Below are 20,497 nucleotides of genomic sequence, written 5' to 3' on the forward strand. Positions count from 1 at the left end.
CGCGTTCAGATCCCGCTGCGCGTCAGGAGCGCATGGCGGGCGGCGACCTTGGCGGCCAGGAACTCGGCGCTGCGCGGCTCCCATAGCGGACGGTTCCACATATAGCCATGCGCACGCAGGCTCGCCGGTTCACCGTTGAGCACCTGCTGGGGAAACACAGCCTGCATCAACGCCGCTTCGCCAGGGGAGCAGCGACGCAATGCACCGCTGCCCAGATTTACGATCTGACGCAGCCACAGCGCATTCAGCGCGATGCGCGGCGTCAGATGCTCTGGCGTTCCGGCGAACAGGAAAAAGCTGTCCCGCGATGGCGCGAACCCGGGATGCCGGCTGCGAATGGAGGCCGTCAGCCTGCGCAGATGCCAGCGCCGGTATCCCTGCAGCCGGTGCGTGCCCTCCAGCGCATCGCCGATTTCATACAGCGAAGTGTTGCGCAGCTCGCTCAGGCAAAGGCAGGCCATCGCCACCTGCTCCACCGAGAATCGGCGGATGCGGGGTATTCCGGCATCTCGAACCACCCGGCCTCCAGCATCTTTTTGGTATTTCGAGATCAGCGCGCCGCCGAAAGCTGCATATCCGATCACGCGCGCCTGCGGCAGCGCTCCATAGGCGCGGGGGGCCACATAGCGTCCGGCTGCGTCCGACCAAAAGGCATCAGTCACATCCAGCGGCACGGGATCGACGCGCAGCGCCGCAAAACGCTGCCGAAAGCTGTCCAGCACCCAGGGGAGGGCGGTTGTGGCCCCCTCCTGCACCGTCATGGCCACACCTTGGCAATGAAACCGTCCGACGGTTCCAACGTTCCCGACATATGCATCTGTTCCACCTGCCACTGCCACACACGCTGTTAGTTGGGTGGCATCTTAAAAATAACTAAAACTCTTTTTCAAAATCTTGCTCTGCTGATCGCGGTTTCACTACTAGGAGAGATGTCGAGGGTCAACGCGTGATAAGCGATGCATAACTCCGACGGGATTGCCACCTTGTTTTCGCTTATTTGAGAGGCGCGAGACCTCTGCCTGTCAGGCAGCCAAATCGGTTCACCCATTTCCGGATGGTCTCCCGGCCGACCATCCCCCCGATCGGCGAGAAGGCCCTAGACATCCGCCGTGCTGAGCGCGAAGCGAAGTTAGAACCAGACGGCATATGAAACGATTTCACAGGGAAAACGATAGCCTTTCAGGCGCGGCAAGGAGGAAGGTATGTTCATACCCAACGCCTGACCAAGCGCCGCACTGCAAACAAGTTGGCAATCCCGCGACAGTCTCGGGGACCGCCCGTCAGGCTGTGTTGCCCAGGCGGGCCTTGATCCATTCCAGCAGAACCTCTTCTTCTTGATGATCCAGAACCTGGGTATTGAGCAGTTCCATCCCGCGGATGCCTTGGATCGCAAGAAAGATGAGTGTGGCCATATGCGGGTCCGATGCGTTGGCCCTTATGCGAGCCAGGAAATCGCTTTCCTGGCGGCGGACTGGAGTCAGCATGCCCGGATCTTCGGCCAGCGCCGCCAGCAGGCCCGAGGGGGGCGGCGTGCCGCCCTGACGTTCGGACCGGAACTGATCAATATAGGCGCGGATGGCGGAATCCGGCTGTCCGGTGCGTTCCTCGGCGCTGATGGCCGCATCAAAGCGCGCCAGATAATCCTCGACCAAAGCCGTCATCAGGCGGCTTTTTGACGGGAAATGATACAGCAGCCCGCCTTTTGACACCCCCGCCTTGGCCGCAACCGCTTCAAGGGACAGATTGCCCGGCCCGGTGCATTGTGCGACGGCTTGCGCGGCGTCAAGGATGCGGCGGCGCGTATCAGATCGGGGCGCGCGGTTTTCGTTGTGCTGTGATATGGCTGACACCCTGAGTGGCATGTTGACTTTACCGTCCAGACGGTATAGCCGACAGCCTCGAAGATCAAGCCCAGCCTTTGCGTGACGGTGCGTGGCTTGACGCGCCTACATTGTCCACGTTTGCGGCGCAAAGGTCGTGCATTGTCCTGTCGCATGCAGGGCGCAACAGTTGCAAATCAGGATAGAGTCCATGGTCAAACGTCTGGTGATTGCTGTGATAGTGCTGGCGTTGGTCGGCGGTGGTCTGATCGGCTTTAACCTGTTTCGTGACCGCATGATCGAACAGGTGTTCGCAAACCTGCCCGTGCAGTCTCTTACCGTGGAAACGGTCGTGGCAGAGCCAGTGACATGGCAGCCGGTGCTGAATGCCATCGGCACGGTCAATGCGAACCAGGGCGTTGAACTGACAGTAGAATCCGCGGGCATCCTGCGCGAAATCCTGTTCGAACCGAACACGCAGGTCGAAGAGGGCCAGCTTTTGATCCGACTCGACAACGTGGTGCAACAGGCCGATCTGGAGGCCGCGCGCACGCAGCTTGAGTTGGAGCGCGCGAACCTGACCCGCCAGCAGGAACTGCAAAGCCGCGGCATCGCAACCAGCGCCACGCTTGAGGCAACGCAGGCCGCGTTCCGGGCCGCCGAGGCGCAGGTGGCGCGCGCCGAGGCCGTCGCCGACCAACGCGAGGTGCGCGCGCCGTTCGAAGGCACGATCGGGCTTTTGCGCGTCGATCTGGGGCAGTATGTGCAGCCCGGCACGATCATCGCCACGTTGCAGGATCTGGACACCATGCGGGTGGATTTCAGCCTGCCCGAGCAAAGCTTACCGGACCTGTTCATCGGGCAAACCCTGCATCTGAGCAGCGATGACGATCAGCAGACTTTTGAAGGACAGGTCAGCGGCATCGATCCGCGTGTCGATCCGTCCAGCCGCCTGGCGGCTGCGCGGGGCACGGTGGAACCGTCCGATGGCACCCTGACGCCCGGGCAGTTCGTGCGCCTTCGGCTGGATCTGCCGCAAGAGGATGGCGTGATCGCGCTGGATCAGACCGCTGTCGTCAGCAGCCTTTACGGCGATTTCGTCTACGTCGTGCGCCCGCAAGAGGATGACCCCGACGCGCTGGCCGCGCGGCAGGTGTTCGTGGAAACCGGTCGCCGCTCGGGCGGGAAGATCGAAATCCGCGACGGTGTTGCAGCCGGTGACCGGATCGTGATCAGTGGCCAGAACCGGCTGTCCAACAACACGCCTGTGGTTCTGGCCGATGCGCAGGCCGATGACGGGGTGACCGAATGAACCTGTCTGATGTGTTCATCAAGCGGCCCGTCGCCTCGACCGTTCTGGGGTTGCTGATAATCCTGCTGGGCCTTCAGGGGATGTTCAACCTTCAGACTCGCCAGTACCCCGAGGTAGATGAGACCGTGATCACGGTCACTACCGTATATCCCGGCGCGGCGGCTGATCTGATCCAGGGCTTTGTCACCTCGCCCATCGCGGCTGCTGTGGCCACGGCCGAAGGCGTGGATTATGTCACAACTGCTTCGCGGCCCTCGGCCTCGGTCGTGACGGTGCAGATGCGGCTGGGCGAGAACCCGGACACCGCCCTGACCGAGGTGATGTCCAAGGTGCAGGAAGTCCGCTCGCGCCTGCCACAGGGCGCCGAAGACCCCAGCATCGTCAAGGGCACCGGGCAGACCTTTGCCACAATGTACCTGAGCGTTCAGAACCCGGCCATGACGCCCGAGCAGGTCACTGAGTATATCGAACGGGTGATGGTGCCGCGCATGTCCACGATCGATGGTGTGGCGGAATCGCAGGTGCTGGGCGGCGCAAGCTATGCCATGCGCGTCTGGGTCGATCCGATCCGACTGGCGGGTCAGGGGCTGACCGCGTCCGATGTCGCATCGGCGATCAATGGTGCGAACTTTCTTGCTGCACCCGGACGCACCAGAAACGAACTGGTCACCTATGCGATCACGATGGAGTCCACCCTTCAGACGCCCGAGCAATTCGGACTATTGCCGATATCAGGCAGCGGGGACGAACTGGTCCGCCTGCATGACGTGGCGCGGATCGAACTGGCCGCCGAAAGCACCGACACGATCGTGAATTTCAACGGTGAGCCTGGCACTTTCATCGGCGTGTTCCCGACGCCTTCGGCCAACCCATTGGACACCTCGGCGAACGTTCTGGCCGAACTGCCCGCGATTCAGGAGAGCCTGCCCGAGGGCATGACAGTGACCCTGATGTACGATGCGACCGAGCAGATCGCGGCCTCCATAAACGAAGTGTTGCGCACAATCATTGAGGCGACGCTGATCGTCGGCGTGATCATCCTGCTGTTTTTGGGGTCGGTCCGGTCGGTTCTGATGCCTCTGGTTGCCATCCCGCTGTCGCTGGTCGGTGTCCTGTTCATACTGTTCCTGATGGGATATTCCATCAACCTGCTGACCTTGCTGGCGATGGTTCTGGCCATTGGCCTGGTGGTGGATGATGCCATCATCGTGGTCGAGAACGTGCAACGCCACATCGACGACGGGACAAGCCCGATGCAGGCCGCCTTCAGGTCGATGCGCGAGTTGTCGACCGCTATCATCGCCATGATGCTGACGCTGATCGCGGTTTTTCTGCCGCTGCTGTTCACCGGCGGCCTGACCGGCGCGCTGTTTCGGGAATTTGCCGTCACGCTGGCCGGGGCCGTGTTCATCTCGGGGATCGTTGCGTTGACCATCTCGCCGATGATGGCGGCGCGGTTGCTGAAAAAGGGCGGCGAGAACCGGTTTCAGAAGCGACTGAACAGTGGCTTCACCCGGTTCGAAGGGTGGTATGAAAGGCGTCTGTCCTCGTCTCTGGACTATCTGCCGGTGACGGCGCTGATCGTGGTCGTGCTGATCGGAGTCACCGGATACTTGTTCGTCAAGACTTCCTCGGAATTGGCCCCGGAAGAGGATTCCGGCGCGCTGTTTTCATTCGTGAACGCCCCCAGCTATGCCACCAGCACCTACACCCAGCGATATGTCGACCAGATGCGCGAGTTGACAAAGGACCTGCCCGAGCTTGATGCCAATTTCTCGATCACCGGCTTTGGCGGTCAGACCAATTCGGCCATCATGCTCTGGGCTTTTGATGACTGGGCAGACCGTGACCGGTCACAGGCCGAGATCCAGGCCGATCTTCAGGCGCGTCTGGCCCCCGTTGCCGGGTTGGAGGCTTTTGTCTTTGCGCCCCCTTCGCTGCCAGGTGCGGGCGGCGGTCTGCCGATTTCCTTCGTGTTGCAATCCACCGGCGATCCCTCGCAGGTCTACGAGGTGGCAGAACAAATCCGGCGGGAGGCGCAGGCCTCGGGTCGCTTTATCGTGGTGCAGAATTCGCTGAACTTCGACACAACGCAACTGGTTGTCCGCATCGACCGTGACAGGGCGGCGGCGCTGAACCTGCCCGCCAGCCAGATCGGCACGACGCTTGCGCTGCTGGTGGGCGACGGGCCGGTGTCGCAGTTCGACCGCGATAGCAACAGCTATGATGTGATCCTTCAGGTGCCGCAGGAATACCGCGACAACCCCGAGCGCCTGGGCGAGGTCTATGTGCGGTCCACGACCGGCGAAATGGTGCCCCTATCAGCGGTGATTGAGGTTGAAACCCGCGCGGCCCCGGCCAGTATCGAGCAGTTCAATCAGCTCAACTCGGCGACCATCACCGCTCTGCCGATACCGGGTGTATCCACGGGCGATGGCCTTGCCGTGATCGAAGGGATCGCGGCACCGCTTTTGCCCGCCGGATTCTTTGTCGAATATTCCGGCCAGTCGCGGCTGGAAAAGACCGAAGGCAACACGATTGCCGTGGCCTTTGCGCTGGCCATCGTGGTGATCTACCTGGTGCTGGCGGCGCAGTTCGAAAGCTTCCGCGACCCGCTGATCATCCTGATGTCGGTGCCGCTTTCGATCTTCGGGGTGATCGTGCCCCTGAACCTCGGGCTTGGGACGCTGAATATCTATACGCAGGTGGGGCTGATCACGTTGATCGGGCTGATCACCAAACACGGGATCCTGCTGGTCGAATTCGCCAACCAGCTGCGCCACGAAAAGGGGCTGTCACGCGCGGAGGGCATAGTCGCCTCCGCCCGCCAGCGTCTACGCCCGATCTTGATGACCACGGCCGCCACGGCGCTTGGCGTGGTGCCCTTGATGACAGCGGACGGCGCAGGTGCGGCGGCGCGGTTTGCCATGGGTCTGGTAATCTTTGCCGGGATCACCGTGGGCACGTTCTTTACGCTGTTCGTGGTGCCTGCGTTCTACGCGATGATGTCGCGCAGGGAACTGGCCCGCACCGCCGAAGAGGCTGTTGGGGACGACACGGTTGCAGCAGCCCTGGGCCAGAACTGATCGGCTGTTCCGTCGGACAAGCGATCCTGCGCAAGGCGGGGTGTGCGATCTGGGAAACGGGCCTCGCCGCAGCAAAGGGATTGCCCAGCAGACCAAAGCACAGCAATTCGTCAAACCGACCCACACTAAGCGGCTTGCCCCGGCGGATGGCAATTTTGAGAACATCCAGCTCGGCATATTAGCCCGAAGCGAAGCGCGACTATCCTCTCCGGGCATCGTGGTCACGCTCCAGAAGCCGAGCGCGAGGGAGGCCCAGGACTAAATCCTCTCACGAGAATCGGCCGCCATCAGGCGGCCCTATCCCTGTTCCAGGGACGCCGTCACCGGCGGGGGTGATCGCCGACAACGACCTTCCCCTTGGTGCCGGTCTTTGCGCGTTCACAGGACGACCGCCGCTCCGTATGATCAGGTCGGCCTTCGCTTACTCCAAGGCGCGCATTGCGCGGTGAATGGCCAAGAGAAAGTCCACCTCATGGCCGTGCATCGCAAAAGCATCAGCTATGCGCAATTGTAGCCCAGCAGTGTCCTTTCTTGGCCCGTCAGCTGCGCGTTGATAGGCCATCAGTGCGTCTCGGTGAAACGTCGCATGTCTTGAAATCGGGTCATTCGAAGCGCTCACTTGAGATGTCGCACTTGACCATGGCGAACAGCCCAAAGATGCGGACGTTTTCTCCATCACCGTTCGTGGCACTTCTGCGCCAGCCTGTGCACTGAAGGTAAGCGATAGACATCTGTCCGATCTTGGCAACTGAGTCACTTGAGCTTCTCCTGACCCCATGAGTCGAACAAGACAACGCCCATGGTTTTTCTGGATGTAACTGTTCCGTGAACTCTCTCACAAGGGCCGGAAAATACTCAGAGAAGCCTTTCAACACCTTGGAACCTGAGGTATTCAGGTTTGTGTGAAGGTAGCGACTGGCATCACGGGGTTCGATGAAATGACCGCCGGCGGGCTGCCGGTGGGTCGTGCATCCCTTATTGAAGGTGGGGCGGGGTCAGGCAAAACAGTCTTTGCGTTGCAGACCCTTGTAAATTCGGCGCGTGACCATCAATTGCCCGGTATTTTTGTAGCGTTCGAGGAAGCGTCCCCACAGATCCTTGCCAACTGCAAGCAGTTTGCCTGGGCAGAGGGCGATCTTCAGCGGCACGGCGTGTCCTTCGTGGATGCTCAGCCCAGCGTCGATCTTGTGCAATCGGGCGATTTCGACATCGCCGGATTGCTAGCAATCGTCGAGGCGAAGGCGCGTGGTAGTGGAGCGCGGCATATCGTTTTCGACGCGATCGATATTGTCCTGTCCTTGATGCGAGACAGCGCGACGATGCGCCGGGAAATCTACCGACTGCACAACTGGTTGCTCGAGCATGAATTCACCACCCTGATCACGTCTAAGCTGCATGACGGACACTTGGGCGGACAGGCATTGCCCGCGTTCGACGCGTTGCAGTTCATGGCCGACTGTGCAATTCGCCTCGATCACCGTGTTTACGATGGCGTGTCACAACGTAACCTAAGGGTGCGAAAGTATCGCGGTTCGGGGTTCGAGCAGAACCCAACGCCAATGGTGATTGACCGCAACGGCATCGACGTGGCGTTTTCGCGCCCGGACCGTAATCACAGGGTGCCAGTTACCACGGAGCGTGTCTCGTCCGGGGTTGCAGCACTGGATTCGATGATGGGTGGGGGGTATTTCCGGGGTGCTAGCATTCTCGTGACCGGCTCGCCCGGCACTGCCAAGACAACATTGTGCGGGGCTTTCGCGGATGCGGCGTGCACACGAGACGAGCCGACACTGTTTGTGAGTTTCGACTCGCGACCTGACGAGATCGTCCGAAACCTGTCATCGGTCGGTATTGATCTCGGGCAGCATTTGAAATCAGGGCTCTTGCGCCTGGAAAGCATGCGCGCCCTCGAAGGCAACGCCGAAACCCATCTCATGCGGATCCGGCAGTCTGCCGAGGCCCATGGGGCGCGCTGCGTGGTTATTGACCCGCTTTCGGCACTTTCAAAAGCCGGTAACCGCGGTATGGCCCCAAGCGTGGCCGAACGCCTGATTGACAGCGCAAAAGCGCAGGGCCAGACGGTTTTGTGCACCAGTCTTTTGGCGGACACGTCCGACATTGCCGAGGGAACACCTCTTCAGATTTCGACGATCGCCGATACATGGATCCACCTGAGCTACCTCGTGCTGGGTGGAGAGCGCAATCGCGCCCTGTCGATCATCAAGTCACGCGGTACAAGCCATTCCAACCAGGTGCGCGAAATGCATCTTGATGCGAATGGCATCCGCCTCAGCGAAGTTTACTCCGCCGGCGGGGACGTGCTGATGGGCACACTGCGATGGGAGCGCGAGCGGGCAGACGAAATTGCAGAACGCGAACGTCGCGAGAACAGTGAACGGGCGCAAGAGCGGCTGGATGCCGAAGCGCGCGAAATAGAAGCCCAGATCGAAGTCCTGCAACGCCGCTTGTCGGCGACGCAAACTGCGCACAAGACGCAAGAGTTCAATGAAGCCGAGCGATCGCGGAGAGACAGAACAACGCGTCGGAAGACTGCTGCGCAACGCGGCGGGTCGGCAATCGAAGACAGTGATCCAGATGGCAGTTGAGCAGGTTGTAACGTTTCGGCTTTATGTTGCCGGGCACTTGCCGAATTCGTCAAGGGCGGTGTCAAATCTCCGAGCATTCTGCGAAACGCAATTGTCTTCGGGCTACTCGATCGACGTATTGGACGTCCTTGAGAATCCCGACGCAGCGCTCTCTGAATCGATCTTCATGACCCCACAGCTTGTCGTGCAATCGGGAACCGGAAAACACGTCTTGATCGGCGATTTGTCCGACGCGTCCCGACTTGCTCAACTGCTTGCGGATGGCCCCTGACCATGGCCGACGAGAAGCAGCCCAGAGATCCTGATCAAGCGGCGAAAATTTCGCAATTGATCAAGACATTACATGAAACTCATGAAGAGCTTCGCCAGCTGATTGGGGATGGTGTCGATACTTTGCTCCATCCCGATGGTGCGATCTACATGATGCCGACTGCGCAAGCCGATCTGACCCAGTCCGAACGCATCCAGCGGCACTTTGCAGAAGAGCGTGCTGCGATCCTCGATTCGCTGCCTGCAAATATCGCGCTTCTCGATGAAAGCGGCGCAATCCTTGCCGTCAATGACAAATGGCGCGAGTTTGCGATTGCCAACGATTACCCGGGCAACCCCGACATGATCGGGCAAAATTACATATCCGCGTGCAGCCACGCGCTTGGAGAAGCTGCAGAGGAGACGCCCAAAATCGAGCGTGAAATTCGGGCTGTTCTGGACGGAACGCGCGACAAGTTCACTACGCAGTATCCGTGTCATTCACCGCAGCAAAAGCGGTGGTTCGAGATGGCCGTCACACCGGTCAGAATGGGTGCGCGCAGCGGTGCTGTTGTCATGCATTTCGACATCACCGACCGCATCATGGCCGATGAGCGCGCGCGCGTATACAAAGCCAGGCTGGAACGGATTGTCGAGCAGTCGAATGTCGGAATCCTGGTGGAGCGCGATGGCAAACCACTTCTGGCAAATCCGGGGCTTGCAAAAATGCTCGGCTACGACAGCCCGGACAATATATTGGCGCAGGCCGATACTCTGCAGCTCTTTGATCCCGGCGAGCACGAGAGGCTCTCTGGCTATGCGGCTGCGCGCCTCACCGGCGGCTCAGCCCCCGACAGCTATCGCGTCCTTGCCAACAAAACCAGCACGGGCACCCCGATGACCCTGGAGGCAAGTGCCTTTGTCATTAACTGGGATGACGGAGTTGCCACATGTTCGATGTTCACGGATGTGACCCGGCAGATCGCGAACGAGGAGAAGGTTCGACAGTCTGAAAGACTTCAGGCCGTCGGGCAGCTTACAGGCGGTGTTGCGCATGACTTCAACAATCTGCTGACCATCGTTCTCGGAAATGCCGAAGTACTGTCAGAGGAACTGGATGATCAATACCATCTGAAATCCTTGGCCGAGATGATCGCGAATGCCGCTGTGCGAGGGGCCGAATTAACCAACCGCTTACTGGCCTTTGCGCGCAAACAGCCTTTGGAGCCAAAAGTCCTGGATGTCGCACATTTGATCCAGGGCATGGATGGCCTTTTGCGACGCACACTGCCCGAGAACATCGATATCGAGATTATCCGTGCCGGCGGATTGTGGCAGATCGAGGCCGATGCGGCCCAACTCGAGTCGGCTCTGCTCAACATCGCTGTGAACGCGCGCGACGCAATGCCGGACGGGGGAGCCCTGACCATCGAGGTGGCCAATGCCATGCTCGATGACGACTACGTCGCCACAGAGCCGGATGTAAGGCCCGGGCAATATGTGGTCATCGTGGTCTCCGACACGGGCCACGGAATTCCTGCTGACGTCTTGAACCTGGTTTTCGAACCGTTCTTTACCACCAAGGAGGTCGGCAAGGGCTCAGGCCTCGGGCTGAGCATGGTCTTTGGCTTCGTCAAGCAGTCTGGGGGGCATATCCGGGTTTATTCGGAAGTGGATGAAGGAACTTCGGTGAAGATGTATTTCCCGCGTTCAAGAGCAAAATCAGAGCATGCCGCAACTGACCGAGCAGGACGGAGGATCACCGGAGGCAGCGAGACCATTCTGGTGGTCGAGGATGATGCCGCGGTGCGTGAGTTTGTTGCCGCTCAGCTCAAGGGGCTGGGCTATCACGTGCTGGACGCGTCGAACGGTCGCGAAGCATTGGACATATTGAGCCAGGCTTCGATCGACCTGCTTTTCACCGATGTTGTGATGCCCGGTGGCATGGGCGGGCATGAGCTTGCAAACGCGGCGCGCGAGTTGCTTCCGGGCGTGAAAATACTGTTCACTTCAGGCTATACGGAAAACTCGATCGTTCACCATGGAAGGTTGGATCAGGGCGTCAAACTTTTGAGCAAACCGTACCGCCGCGAGCAACTGGCCACGAAAATTCGTGAAGTGCTGGATGAAGTGCCTCCGAACAGTTCCGGCGCCAGCTGATCCTGCCACCGTCTTACGTGACGCACCGCTTTTGCGTTTTGATCTCTGGCCAATTCGCGTGGCGAGTGCTGTTGAAATCGAGTTCAGAGAGTGGCTGCGGAGGGGCAATCACAGGCTTTGGTATCGAACACCGGAGGTCTTCCCTGCTCATTCTCAACCCAGCACCTTGCGCAACTTCATGGCAAGCTGCTCACGCCGATAGGGCTTGCTCAGGAGTTCTACACCGGGATCAAGCTTGCCGTTGTGAACAATAGAATTCTCTGTGTAGCCCGATGTGAAGAGGACCTTGATTCCGGGGTGCAGTTGTCGCGCGGCATCGGCCACAGCGCGCCCGCCCATACCGCCGGGTATGACCACGTCTGTGAAGAGAAGGTCTATCTCAGGAACCTGTTGCAGAATTTCGAGTGCTTCGGGCCCTGCTGACGCTTGGAAAACCCGATATCCAAGCCCCTTGAGCTGCGCCACAACATGTTCGCGCACGAGCCCGTCGTCTTCAACGACAAGGATCGTTTCCTCGCCTCCGATGATCTGCCGGTCCGTATTTTTGAGCAGAACCCCGCCTTCCTTGGCCTGAGAACGTGGAAAGTAGAGCTTGAAGGCGGTGCCTTCACCAATTTCGGAATAGATCCGGATATGGCCGCCCGATTGCTTCACGAAACCGTAGACCATGCTGAGCCCGAGCCCCGTGCCATTGCCGACATCCTTGGTGGTGAAGAACGGTTCGAAAATTCGCCCCAAGGTCTCGGGTGGAATACCATGGCCTGTATCGGTGACCACGATCAGCACATACTGCCCAGCCTCGATTTCCAGTTCGCTGGCAACATACTCGTCATCCAGCGCGGCATTGGCGATCTCGATGGTCAATGCACCACCTTCTGGCATCGCATCGCGGGCATTCAGGGCGAGGTTCAGAACCGCAGCTTCAAGCTGACCGGGATCAATTTCGGCTTTCCACAAGCCGCCAGAGCGCACGATCTCGATCCCGATGTTCTCGGGCAAGGTGCGCCGCAACAAGCTGTCCATCCCCTGGATCAACTGGCTGACATCCAAAACTTGCGGCTCCAGGGTTTGCTGGCGCGCAAAGGCAAGCAGGCGGTTGGTCAGCTCGGCCCCCCTTAGAGCAGCATTTGCGGTCATCTCCGCCATTGCGTGAAGACGCGGCTGTTTTTCCAGTTCTTCTGACAAGGCTTCGGCATTGCCCAGAATTACGGTCAGCAAGTTGTTGAAGTCATGCGCGACACCGCCGGTCAGCTGGCCCACGGCCTCCATTTTCTGGGCCTGACGCAACCGCTCCTCCAGTTGCAGGCGTTCGGTGATATCGAGCATGCTGCCAAGCGCCTTGGTCACGCGACCGTATTCATTGCGAACGACAAACCCGCGGTCCTCGACTGTTGCCCAACTGCCATCGGCGCGCTGAAACCGGAATATCTCTTGCAAGACGTCTTTCTGCTCGGTTCGCAGGGCCTCGAAGGCTTGGGTTGCGCGTGCTCGGTCATCGGGGTGAATTAGCTCACGCCACGCGGTCGGTGTGCCGTCGCCCTGGAGTGCCGCATGCCCGTATATCTCCTGCATGCCGTCGCTCCACCAGAGGCTGTCGCTGTCGATGTCCCATTCCCAGACAGCGGTGCCAGTGGCCCTGGCGACGAGGCGAAAGCGCGCTTCATTGGCGCGCAGCGCGTGTTCGGCATTTTTTCGCTCGGTAATGTCGCGCTGGATAGAGACCCAATGCGTGACCGATCCCGCTTCATTGGGCACTGGCACGATCTCCAGTTCCAGCCAGAATTCCTCGCCCGATTTGGTGTAGTTGATCAGCTCAGACCGCACAGGCTCAAATTTCTCCATGGCGTGCCGGATACGGTCGAGCTCGTCACGCTGCGTCTTTGGGCCCTGCAGGGTGCGCGGCGTTTTGCCAATCACTTCCTCGCGGGAGTAACCCGTGCGTCGTTCGAACGCATCGTTCACATACACGATCTTCGGCCCATCCGGAGCGTCAATCGGTTCTGCCTCGGTGATAAGCAAGATGTCGTTCAGGTTTGACGTGGCAACATCCAGCAGTCGCAGTTGTTCGTCGCGGGCGCGCTGCTCGGTGACATCCCGGAAGTAGATCGCCAGCCCGCGGGGGGTTGGTTCCGCGTCGATCTCGAACCATGTCCGAAGCGTAGGATAGTATTCCAGAAACTGAACTTCCCGTCCTTCAGCGATCGCGAGTTCGAATTGCTGTTTGATGTTTCCGGCAGCTTCAGGAAACTCTTCCCAGGCTATCTTGCCAAGAATGTCCTCTCGTTTGCGTTGAAGAAGACGCTCGGCCTGACCGTTCACGAAAATGAAGCGCCAGTCGCTATCGAGCAGATAGAAGGCATCGCTGATACTTTCGAGAGTTTCCACGAGATTGTTGCTCAGTTCGTTCGCCTTCTGCTGCGCGGCAACGTGTTCAGAGATATCCTGAAAAGATCCTTGAATGGCGACGATGCGGTCAGCTTCATCAAATTCCGGTTCGCCGATCGCGCGCACCCATAGCCTGCGCCCCTTGGCACTGATGATTTCAAGCTTCTCGGAAAAAGGTTTGCCGTCGTCGAGGCAGGCCCGGAAAAGGGTAGCAATTCGGTCTCTGTGTTCCGGCGCATAATATGAGATGCCTTGCTCTACGCTTGGCGAGAACCCCTCCGGTTCATCGTGGATTCGGGCGGTCTCGGGTGACCACTCCAGTCGATCAGAACTTACGTCGTATCGCCATGCGCCAAACTTTGCCGATGTTCCCGCGATCTCGAGTAGCCGTTTCGTCCGCCTCATGTCACGGGAGGCCGCTTCTTCGCGCGCGAGCGCGGCCTGCGCGGTTTGCTCGGCAACGACGAGGCGAGAGACGTCGCGTGCAGCAATGAGTTCGGCACGACGACCATCATAGGTGATTGTGTGCCCGGTAATGTCCACGTGGATTACCCGGCCGGACTTCAGGCGATGCCGCCACACCCCAGCCTCATCGCGGCCTTCGGTTACCGCAGCGACGTTCTTTTCCAGCGCGGCGCGCTCCTCCGCAGGGCGAATATCAGCGATTGTCATCGCCAAAAATTCCTCGCGGGAATATCCGTATTTAACGATTGCCGAGTTGTTGACTTCAAGGAAGCGCAACGTTTCCAGATCATATACCCACATCGGGTCCGGATTGGACATGAAGAGGCTATCTGGGGCGAAGTTCAATTTCCAGTTCCTCGGGTGGATATGAAGAGGGCCAAGGCGTAATCACAGTGGTTCGTCACCTCGTCTGTGCCGTCGCCACGATAAACATTGTGAAATTTCATTGAAATACGATCGTGGGTTTTCCGTCAACCAACGAATACGGGCAACACCTGGGTAATCCCTCCCGATCTTGAGGGGATGCGATAGTAGAATTTTCTCGGCAGAATGAACGGAGAGATTCTGACATGCCCCCCAAGAGTCCTGGTTTATGAGTCAGCTCTGTTCAGGTGTTGGTCCGCTTCTGACCGTTGGCAATATTCCCGCGGGGTCAGCCCCTCGAGGCTCGAACGCGGGCAGCAGCTACAATCGCCCGGCTGGTCCGAATGTGCGCTGACATGCCTGACAGGGATAGGTCAAGACGAAGGGGTGACCAATGTCACCCCTCCCATCGCATCAAAAGGATCAATGCTCCCAGTAACCGCCTTGACGGTCCCGGCTGAAGTGCTCGAACTCCTGATCGTCCATCGCGCCGTCGCGGTTCCGATCATAATAGTTGAAAACGCCGGAGTTGTATTCGCGCTCTGTGATCATGCCGTCATTGTCGGCATCCAACGCGCTGAATGGCGTTCCGGACTCCTCGAATGCCGAAGTCCAGGTCTGGGTGAACTCGTCCTGGTTCAGCGCATTGTCTTTGTCGAGATCCCATCCGGTAAGGCCTTGCGCGACCGCCGGCCCTGCGGCTAGCGCGGTGACGACCGCACTGAGGCCGGCAAGTTTCTTGAGGTTGATAAGCATGTGGTTTCTCCTTTGTTTCGGTGTCGACGCAACGCCGACTACTTACTCAACGAAGATATTCGATAGATGTTCCATTTTCGTCAGAAGCGGCAAGCAGGCACCTGCATAATCGCCGGGGTCCTGAGGGGCTCGTCCGCGCTGCAGTCACAGGTCTGTGGCTGCGAAACTTCGTCAAGCGCTGCCCGAGTGGCGCAATCGCCGCCACCGGGTTTCGCAGTTGATAAAGCTCCTCGGGGTCACCGCCTCACAAGCGCCTTTCGCCTGCCCCAGATACAACCTGATCAACGGGGACAAGGCTCACCGGGTTGGAAATGCGGGCCCAGAAAGTGGTCGAACGTGACGAAGGATCGAAGCGTTATGAAGAGTGACGATTGGCGTAGGCACTACAGCGAGGACAGACCCCACAGCGCGATCGGATACAACATCCCGATTGTCATGCGTTGCCCCGATAGCGCTACCAGCCCGTCATCGTGAAAAGAGCCGGAAAAAAGCAGCTCCCTGCGATCCAAGGTTGGGTGGCAGTGCACAAACCCGTGGACTTCGTTATAGATGAGGGGCCGCTGGGCGGTGACCTGCCCCCTCCACAGCGGAAGCCGCCTGTTAGGAGACAGCTACAAATTCCGGGCCATGTCAGGCGACCTATGCGATCAGGAAAACAAGCATTTCAAGGCATTGACTGGCCGGCGCTGGCGGCGCCAGCGCCGCCGACAGCGACCTTGTCAGACATAAAAGTCCAAGTCTTCCTGCGCCTTTAGGAGATCGCGCAAGGTGATCGGATCGTCTCCGAAGAAGAACACCAGTCCCCAGTGGGTCCCGAAGGCTGACCGATCAGGCACTGTTTCCTCCACGGGTGCAACCAGTTCGTGCCCGTCAAAATAGGGGTGTTCCGTTGTTTCCTTCGGGATTTCCAGTTTGCTGACGACACGACGTCGGGGATACACACCAAAGCAGCCCGCGTAGCCTTTTGCGTCTTCCACCGCACGCGGAAAGAAGGCGTCGACCTCCTCCTTGGTGCTCTTGGGGTCGAAGACGAGGATCGAGGCCTGGTAGGCACTGAAGCCGTAAGCCCTTTCGATCAGCTCGAACGCTTTGAAGCCCGGTGGACGGTAGGCAACCTCGCCGAAGTACATTTCCCCATCGGAGGTCACGAAATACTCTGGATGGATCTGGCCGAACTTGATGTCGAAGGTCTTGATCAGCTTTTCGATCTGCTTGGTGATCGCCTCGCGCCAGCTTTCCAGCTCGCGGGTGGCAGGCACGAAGACGGAATACCCCAGCGTCACATACTCCGAGATGTTCAGAAACTTTATCTCGCCGTCGTGTATCCAGGCCTCGACCGCAAACTCCCACCCATCAAGATGGCTTTCCATCAATAGCGGATACTCTTCTTCTGGAATTTTATCGATATCTTCGATGTCACGGATCATCCTGTGACCGAGACACCCGGCCTTGTCGAAGGCCTTTACGTGGATCGGATCATCCGGGTCGCCGTCAAGCTTCAACAGCGTCTGGTTCACCCGCTTCATGAAGCGCACGATGTCGTCCTTTTCGTAGGCTTCTTCGAAAATGCCTACACGGATACCCCCCAGTTGGGCGCGCCGCTTCATCAATGCCTTGTCTCGGAACAGGATCGACTGGCCGTACATGCGCGGCTGATCCATCAGGACCGAGTTGATCGCGCCGGACCATTCGACGGTTTCCTCGAACAGCGGAATCGCCACATCCACACCCAGGTCCTTGAGCCGTTGGGCAATCTCCATGGACCGGTCGTTCAACCGCGCGAAATCCCAGGGAATAATCGGGATGTTGTTGGCCTCGCAAAAGTCTATGGCCCAATCGGGCGCGACCACGATATAGCGACGGTCAAATTTCTGGGCAGCCTTGATGGCATTGATGCTCCAGCCCAGCAAGGCGACGTAGCCCTTGTTCGGATCCTTGGGCGTTTCCGTTCCCTTGACGGAATCAAGGTTCGGATCCGTCCAGTTCGAGATGTCCTTTGCGATCGGGGCTTCTGAAGATTTCAAAATGGCTTTTCTCCTGAGGGATGTCTTTTCCAACACTGGCGACACGTGCAATGACCCGCCATAGTCGATAGATGCTTAGCTAATTTAAGTATAATGCAAGGTTGCGGAGTCGTCAAATCAGCCTTTGCTGGCGCTCCCGAAAACGGGAGTATGGAAAATATTTCCACAAAATAAGTTATCTACAACCTTTAAAGTTGTTTCTCTGGGGCTTGCAGGATGGTGGTTGCTCTCGTTGCGCAGCGATGTTCATCTCAAGACTGATAAAAATGATTAGAACTTCAAAATTAAAGTTGTTCGAGTTCAGGACATCATCGGCACCTATCGTGAAGTCAGCGGCCCGGGTTGGACAAGTCGCCGGATGTTGCTCAAGCAAGACGGCATGGGGTTTTCTATGCATGAAACCATCATCCCCGCTGGCGCAGAGATGGACCTATGGTATAAGCCCCATCTGGAAGCGGTTTAGTGCGTGGCTGGCAACGGAAGCATCCTGGACAAGGCCACCGGAGAAGCGCACGAGATCACCGACGGAACGCTTTATGCGCTGGACAACCATGATCAGCACACATTGCGCGGCGGCACCGAAGACATGCGGCTTATCTGCGCCTTCAATCCTCCGGTCAAGGGACGGAGAGTGCACGAAGAAGATGGCGCTTACCTGCCGGATGACGGCGAATCGTAAGGCGTAAAACGTCGTTTCCTTCCGGCAGCCCAAACGTGAGGGCCGGTGTCGATACGGCCTTTGGTGTTTGGGGTGTTGCCAAACCGCCGGAAATTGGGTGAAGCACTTTTCGGAAACTCGTGAACACTCGGTTCACTGTTTGGTCCTTAACCTTCGGCTTGGCTTTTCGAGCCGCAGCAAGAAATATCGGGAGCCCATCCTGCATGTACGTCTTTTTCAACCCCGTTGGGGCAGGCTCGCTCTGGTTTCACAATCTTGCCACCGCGGATGGAACCCGAGTGGCCTATGATCCGCAGGCCCGCGCGTTCATCCCGACGCCGCCCTTTTGCGTCAACCGCGAGATCATCGGATGCAACTGGATCGCACCCGAAGACGGAGCGCCCTGCCGATCCTGCGCCATGACCGCAGTCTATCCCGATACGTCCAATCCCGAAACGCGGGCGAACTGGGCCCAAACCGAAGCCGCAAAACGTTGGGTGCTGGACAATCTTGGGCGCTGGCACTGGTTTCGCCCGGAGGATCGCGGGACACCGCCGTATTTTCACATGCTTGATGACGGACCGACCCCTGCGGCGATGGGGCACGTGAATGGCGTTGTCACGATCAGCGTGGCCGAAGCCGATCCGGTTCTCCGCACGACGCGGCGCGAAGCGCTCGACGAGCCATATCGTACAATGATCGGCCATTTCCGCCATGAGATCGCGCATATGCTCTGGTGGCGCCTCAGCTTGCGCACCGACTTCCTGGAGGCGTTTCGCAGCGTCTTCGGCGACGAACGGGCCGACTATGCCGCCGCGCTGCAGCGGCATTACAATTATGGTCCGCCGGACGACTGGAGCCAGACCTACTTGACGACCTATGCGTCGGCCCATCCTCACGAGGATTGGGCGGAAACCGCTGCGCATCTGCTGCATCTGACCGATATCGCGGATAGCGCTATTTCGGCGGGGCTCATTCTGCCGGGTATACCGCAGACCGGCTGGGATGCTTACGCTGAGGCGGACACCATGTCGTTAATTCGAACTGCGATCAAGGTCGTCACGATCATCAATCACGCCAATCGCTCCATGGGCTTGGATGATGTGTATCCATTTGTGGTGTCTCACGGCGCTCAGAAAAAGCTCGCCTTTGTCCATGAGTGGCTGCGCAGAGGCGCCTTGGGCAGATGATGGACAAGCCCCTGTTCCGACAACCGTGTCTGATTTTTCGGATGATCTGATTTGGCGCCTCTAATTTCGGACATAGGGATTCTGGAAAAACCGGAGCGGTTCAAGCGGGGTCGATGAAGTCATGTTCGATGGAACCGGCCTCGGTTTCGTAGACCTGATCTTCACGGATACTGCGGAGGGGGGCTAGGTGGGCTTTGCCAGGTTGGTCTGTCACGACGGGACCAAGAGCCGTGCTCCGTTCAGGCAGCCATTAGCCGCATAGTTGTTCCACGGGCTGAACGCGTCAGCCCGAGATTGGCAGCATAGGCATTTCTGCGGCTTTGAAGCTGTATCTCCAGCACGTCTCTGTTTGCGCCGACCGCTCGCCAAAGCCAATGGTTTCGTCCTCGAATTGAAATCACGACCTCGTCCAGGTGCCGTTTGTCGGCAGGAACCGGGCGATCGCGACCGATGTTGGCCGCTATCTGCGTTCCAAACCGCGGGCACCAAACCCGGATGCTTTCATACGAGACGATTTCGCCCCGTTGGGTCAACAGATCCTCGACATCGCGCAGGCTCAGGTCAAACCGATGGTACGTCCAGATGGCATAGGAAATGATGGGACGAGGGCATCGGAAGCAGTTCGGACTCTAACTGGTTTTCGCTAGACGAGCATGACGCAAGGCAATGTAATCGGTGACACAGTCAGCGAGGTCAGTAATCGCACGCTTCTGGTTGTCGCTCCAGTCCCGCGGTACCCGGTCCAGCGCACAGAGTGACCCGAGTGTCTCGCCTGACGGCCCCGAGATCGGCGCCCCAAGATATGCGATTACGCCCATTTCATCGATAATGGGATTGTTCCTGATCCGCTCGTCAGTCCGCGCGTCGGACACGGCAAGCATTTCGCCGGTTCGGGTCACGATCTTGCAAAAGGAACGATCCAGATCCGTCTGGCTCAATCCAGCAGGCAGGCCTTTCGCGGATTTGAAATACTGTCGATAGGCACTCTCCTCAACGAAGGAGACGAGCGCGATCGGAACCTCGGCCGCATGACACACCAACCGGGTGAACCGATTGAACTCAGGCTCGGGCGGGCTGTCGACCAGCGACAGGTGACGCAGCACGTTTGCTACGACGTCATCCGCGCTCTTGCCGGATTTTTCAGGGAGGTCCGCGGTCCGCTGTTCCTGCATCTTCGCTATCCTTGATGTTTAGGCCGAACTCATGATCACGGGACAGGAGAATGCTGACCCGGATGTATGATCGGCAAACTGTCAGCAAAAAATGGCGAGGGGATGGCATACCAAGGGCGACAGTTAGGTCTCGTCAGGCAAAAACGCTTGCCGTTGGTGTGCGTGGAACAAAACAACCTGTTGACCACGTTTTGTTGAAACATTTAGTCCGCCCCTTTCGGGACGGACCATGATGCTTCTTTTGCTGACAA

Annotated in this window: 12 protein-coding genes and 3 pseudogenes; 7 read left to right on the plus strand and 8 right to left on the minus strand. The window is 58.7% G+C overall.

The window, feature by feature from the left end; genetic code table 11:
- Positions 1 to 5: 5 nt before the first annotated feature.
- The 3 genes and pseudogenes from M8744_RS16405 to M8744_RS16415 all read right to left on the minus strand — a co-directional run bounded on the left by M8744_RS16405 (position 6) and on the right by M8744_RS16415 (position 1,862).
- Complete coding sequence (locus tag M8744_RS16405; protein WP_251419775.1) at positions 6 to 761, minus strand: hypothetical protein; 756 nt, start codon at positions 759 to 761, stop codon at positions 6 to 8.
- Positions 762 to 1,029: 268 nt separating this feature from the next.
- Positions 1,030 to 1,210: pseudogene (locus tag M8744_RS16410) on the minus strand (IS6 family transposase); the annotation flags it as partial.
- A 70-nt stretch (positions 1,211 to 1,280) separates the two neighbouring features.
- Positions 1,281 to 1,862: a TetR/AcrR family transcriptional regulator gene (locus M8744_RS16415; protein ID WP_251419777.1), complete on the minus strand. Its 582-nt coding sequence runs from the start codon at positions 1,860 to 1,862 to the stop codon at positions 1,281 to 1,283.
- A 169-nt stretch (positions 1,863 to 2,031) separates the two neighbouring features.
- Here M8744_RS16415 and M8744_RS16420 point away from each other — a divergent pair, with 169 nt between their 5' ends.
- From M8744_RS16420 to M8744_RS16435, 5 genes are all read left to right on the plus strand, one after another.
- The gene (locus M8744_RS16420; protein WP_251419779.1) at positions 2,032 to 3,132 is read left to right on the plus strand and encodes an efflux RND transporter periplasmic adaptor subunit; all 1,101 of its coding nucleotides are present in this window, start codon (positions 2,032 to 2,034) and stop codon (positions 3,130 to 3,132) included.
- Positions 3,129 to 6,218 carry an efflux RND transporter permease subunit gene (locus M8744_RS16425; RefSeq protein WP_251419781.1) on the plus strand — a complete coding sequence of 1,030 codons (3,090 nt, stop codon included), beginning with the start codon at positions 3,129 to 3,131 and terminating at the stop codon, positions 6,216 to 6,218. Before M8744_RS16420 ends, M8744_RS16425 begins: the two co-directional genes overlap by 4 nt.
- A 902-nt stretch (positions 6,219 to 7,120) precedes the next feature.
- Positions 7,121 to 8,824, plus strand: a complete 1,704-nt coding sequence (gene kaiC / locus M8744_RS16430; protein ID WP_251419782.1) for a circadian clock protein KaiC — start codon at positions 7,121 to 7,123, stop codon at positions 8,822 to 8,824.
- Complete coding sequence (locus tag M8744_RS17840; protein WP_252409475.1) at positions 8,814 to 9,095, plus strand: circadian clock KaiB family protein; 282 nt, start codon at positions 8,814 to 8,816, stop codon at positions 9,093 to 9,095. The genes kaiC and M8744_RS17840 overlap by 11 nt, the downstream gene beginning before the upstream one ends.
- Positions 9,096 to 9,097: 2 nt before the next feature.
- Positions 9,098 to 11,233, plus strand: coding sequence for a hybrid sensor histidine kinase/response regulator (locus tag M8744_RS16435; protein WP_251419785.1), 2,136 nt, complete (start codon positions 9,098 to 9,100; stop codon positions 11,231 to 11,233).
- 153 nt (positions 11,234 to 11,386) lie between these two features.
- On the opposite strand, the gene M8744_RS16440 is transcribed toward M8744_RS16435, so the two are convergent.
- The 3 genes from M8744_RS16440 to M8744_RS16450 all read right to left on the minus strand — a co-directional run bounded on the left by M8744_RS16440 (position 11,387) and on the right by M8744_RS16450 (position 17,259).
- Entirely contained in the window at positions 11,387 to 14,401 is a 3,015-nt protein-coding gene (locus M8744_RS16440) for a PAS domain S-box protein (protein ID WP_251419788.1), read from the minus strand.
- 468 nt (positions 14,402 to 14,869) lie between these two features.
- Positions 14,870 to 15,202: an EF-hand domain-containing protein gene (locus M8744_RS16445; RefSeq protein ID WP_251419791.1), complete on the minus strand. Its 333-nt coding sequence runs from the start codon at positions 15,200 to 15,202 to the stop codon at positions 14,870 to 14,872.
- Between the two features lie 719 nt (positions 15,203 to 15,921).
- Entirely contained in the window at positions 15,922 to 17,259 is a 1,338-nt protein-coding gene (locus M8744_RS16450; RefSeq protein ID WP_251419793.1) for an ATP-grasp domain-containing protein, read from the minus strand.
- A 250-nt stretch (positions 17,260 to 17,509) separates the two neighbouring features.
- On the opposite strand from M8744_RS16450, the pseudogene M8744_RS16455 reads away from it, so the two are divergent.
- Together M8744_RS16455 and M8744_RS16460 are read left to right on the plus strand one after the other, a co-directional pair.
- Positions 17,510 to 17,905, plus strand: a pseudogene (locus tag M8744_RS16455) (ectoine synthase).
- Positions 17,906 to 18,183: 278 nt separating this feature from the next.
- Positions 18,184 to 19,074 carry a zinc-binding metallopeptidase family protein gene (locus M8744_RS16460; RefSeq protein ID WP_251419795.1) on the plus strand — a complete coding sequence of 297 codons (891 nt, stop codon included), beginning with the start codon at positions 18,184 to 18,186 and terminating at the stop codon, positions 19,072 to 19,074.
- 278 nt (positions 19,075 to 19,352) lie between these two features.
- On the opposite strand, the pseudogene M8744_RS16465 reads toward M8744_RS16460, so the two are convergent.
- Positions 19,353 to 19,673 (minus strand): annotated as a pseudogene (locus M8744_RS16465) (DDE-type integrase/transposase/recombinase); the annotation flags it as partial.
- A 30-nt stretch (positions 19,674 to 19,703) separates the two neighbouring features.
- Positions 19,704 to 20,246: a GAF domain-containing protein gene (locus tag M8744_RS16470; protein ID WP_251419796.1), complete on the minus strand. Its 543-nt coding sequence runs from the start codon at positions 20,244 to 20,246 to the stop codon at positions 19,704 to 19,706.
- Positions 20,247 to 20,497 lie beyond the last annotated feature (251 nt).

The sequence above is a fragment of the Lutimaribacter degradans genome (assembly GCF_023703375.1).
GTDB classification, from domain to species: Bacteria; Pseudomonadota; Alphaproteobacteria; order Rhodobacterales; family Rhodobacteraceae; genus Lutimaribacter; species Lutimaribacter degradans.

Bases quoted from the DNA above. Each gene is read 5' to 3' on its own strand.
- M8744_RS16405 (WP_251419775.1), bottom strand. From the start codon at position 761: ATGACGGTGCAGGAGGGGGCCACAACCGCCCTCCCCTGGGTGCTGGAC.
- M8744_RS16415 (WP_251419777.1), bottom strand. From the start codon at position 1,862: ATGCCACTCAGGGTGTCAGCCATATCACAGCACAACGAAAACCGCGCG.
- M8744_RS16420 (WP_251419779.1), top strand. From the start codon at position 2,032: ATGGTCAAACGTCTGGTGATTGCTGTGATAGTGCTGGCGTTGGTCGGC.
- M8744_RS16425 (WP_251419781.1), top strand. From the start codon at position 3,129: ATGAACCTGTCTGATGTGTTCATCAAGCGGCCCGTCGCCTCGACCGTT.
- M8744_RS17840 (WP_252409475.1), top strand. From the start codon at position 8,814: ATGGCAGTTGAGCAGGTTGTAACGTTTCGGCTTTATGTTGCCGGGCAC.
- M8744_RS16435 (WP_251419785.1), top strand. From the start codon at position 9,098: ATGGCCGACGAGAAGCAGCCCAGAGATCCTGATCAAGCGGCGAAAATT.
- M8744_RS16440 (WP_251419788.1), bottom strand. From the start codon at position 14,401: ATGTCCAATCCGGACCCGATGTGGGTATATGATCTGGAAACGTTGCGC.
- M8744_RS16445 (WP_251419791.1), bottom strand. From the start codon at position 15,202: ATGCTTATCAACCTCAAGAAACTTGCCGGCCTCAGTGCGGTCGTCACC.
- M8744_RS16470 (WP_251419796.1), bottom strand. From the start codon at position 20,246: ATGCAGGAACAGCGGACCGCGGACCTCCCTGAAAAATCCGGCAAGAGC.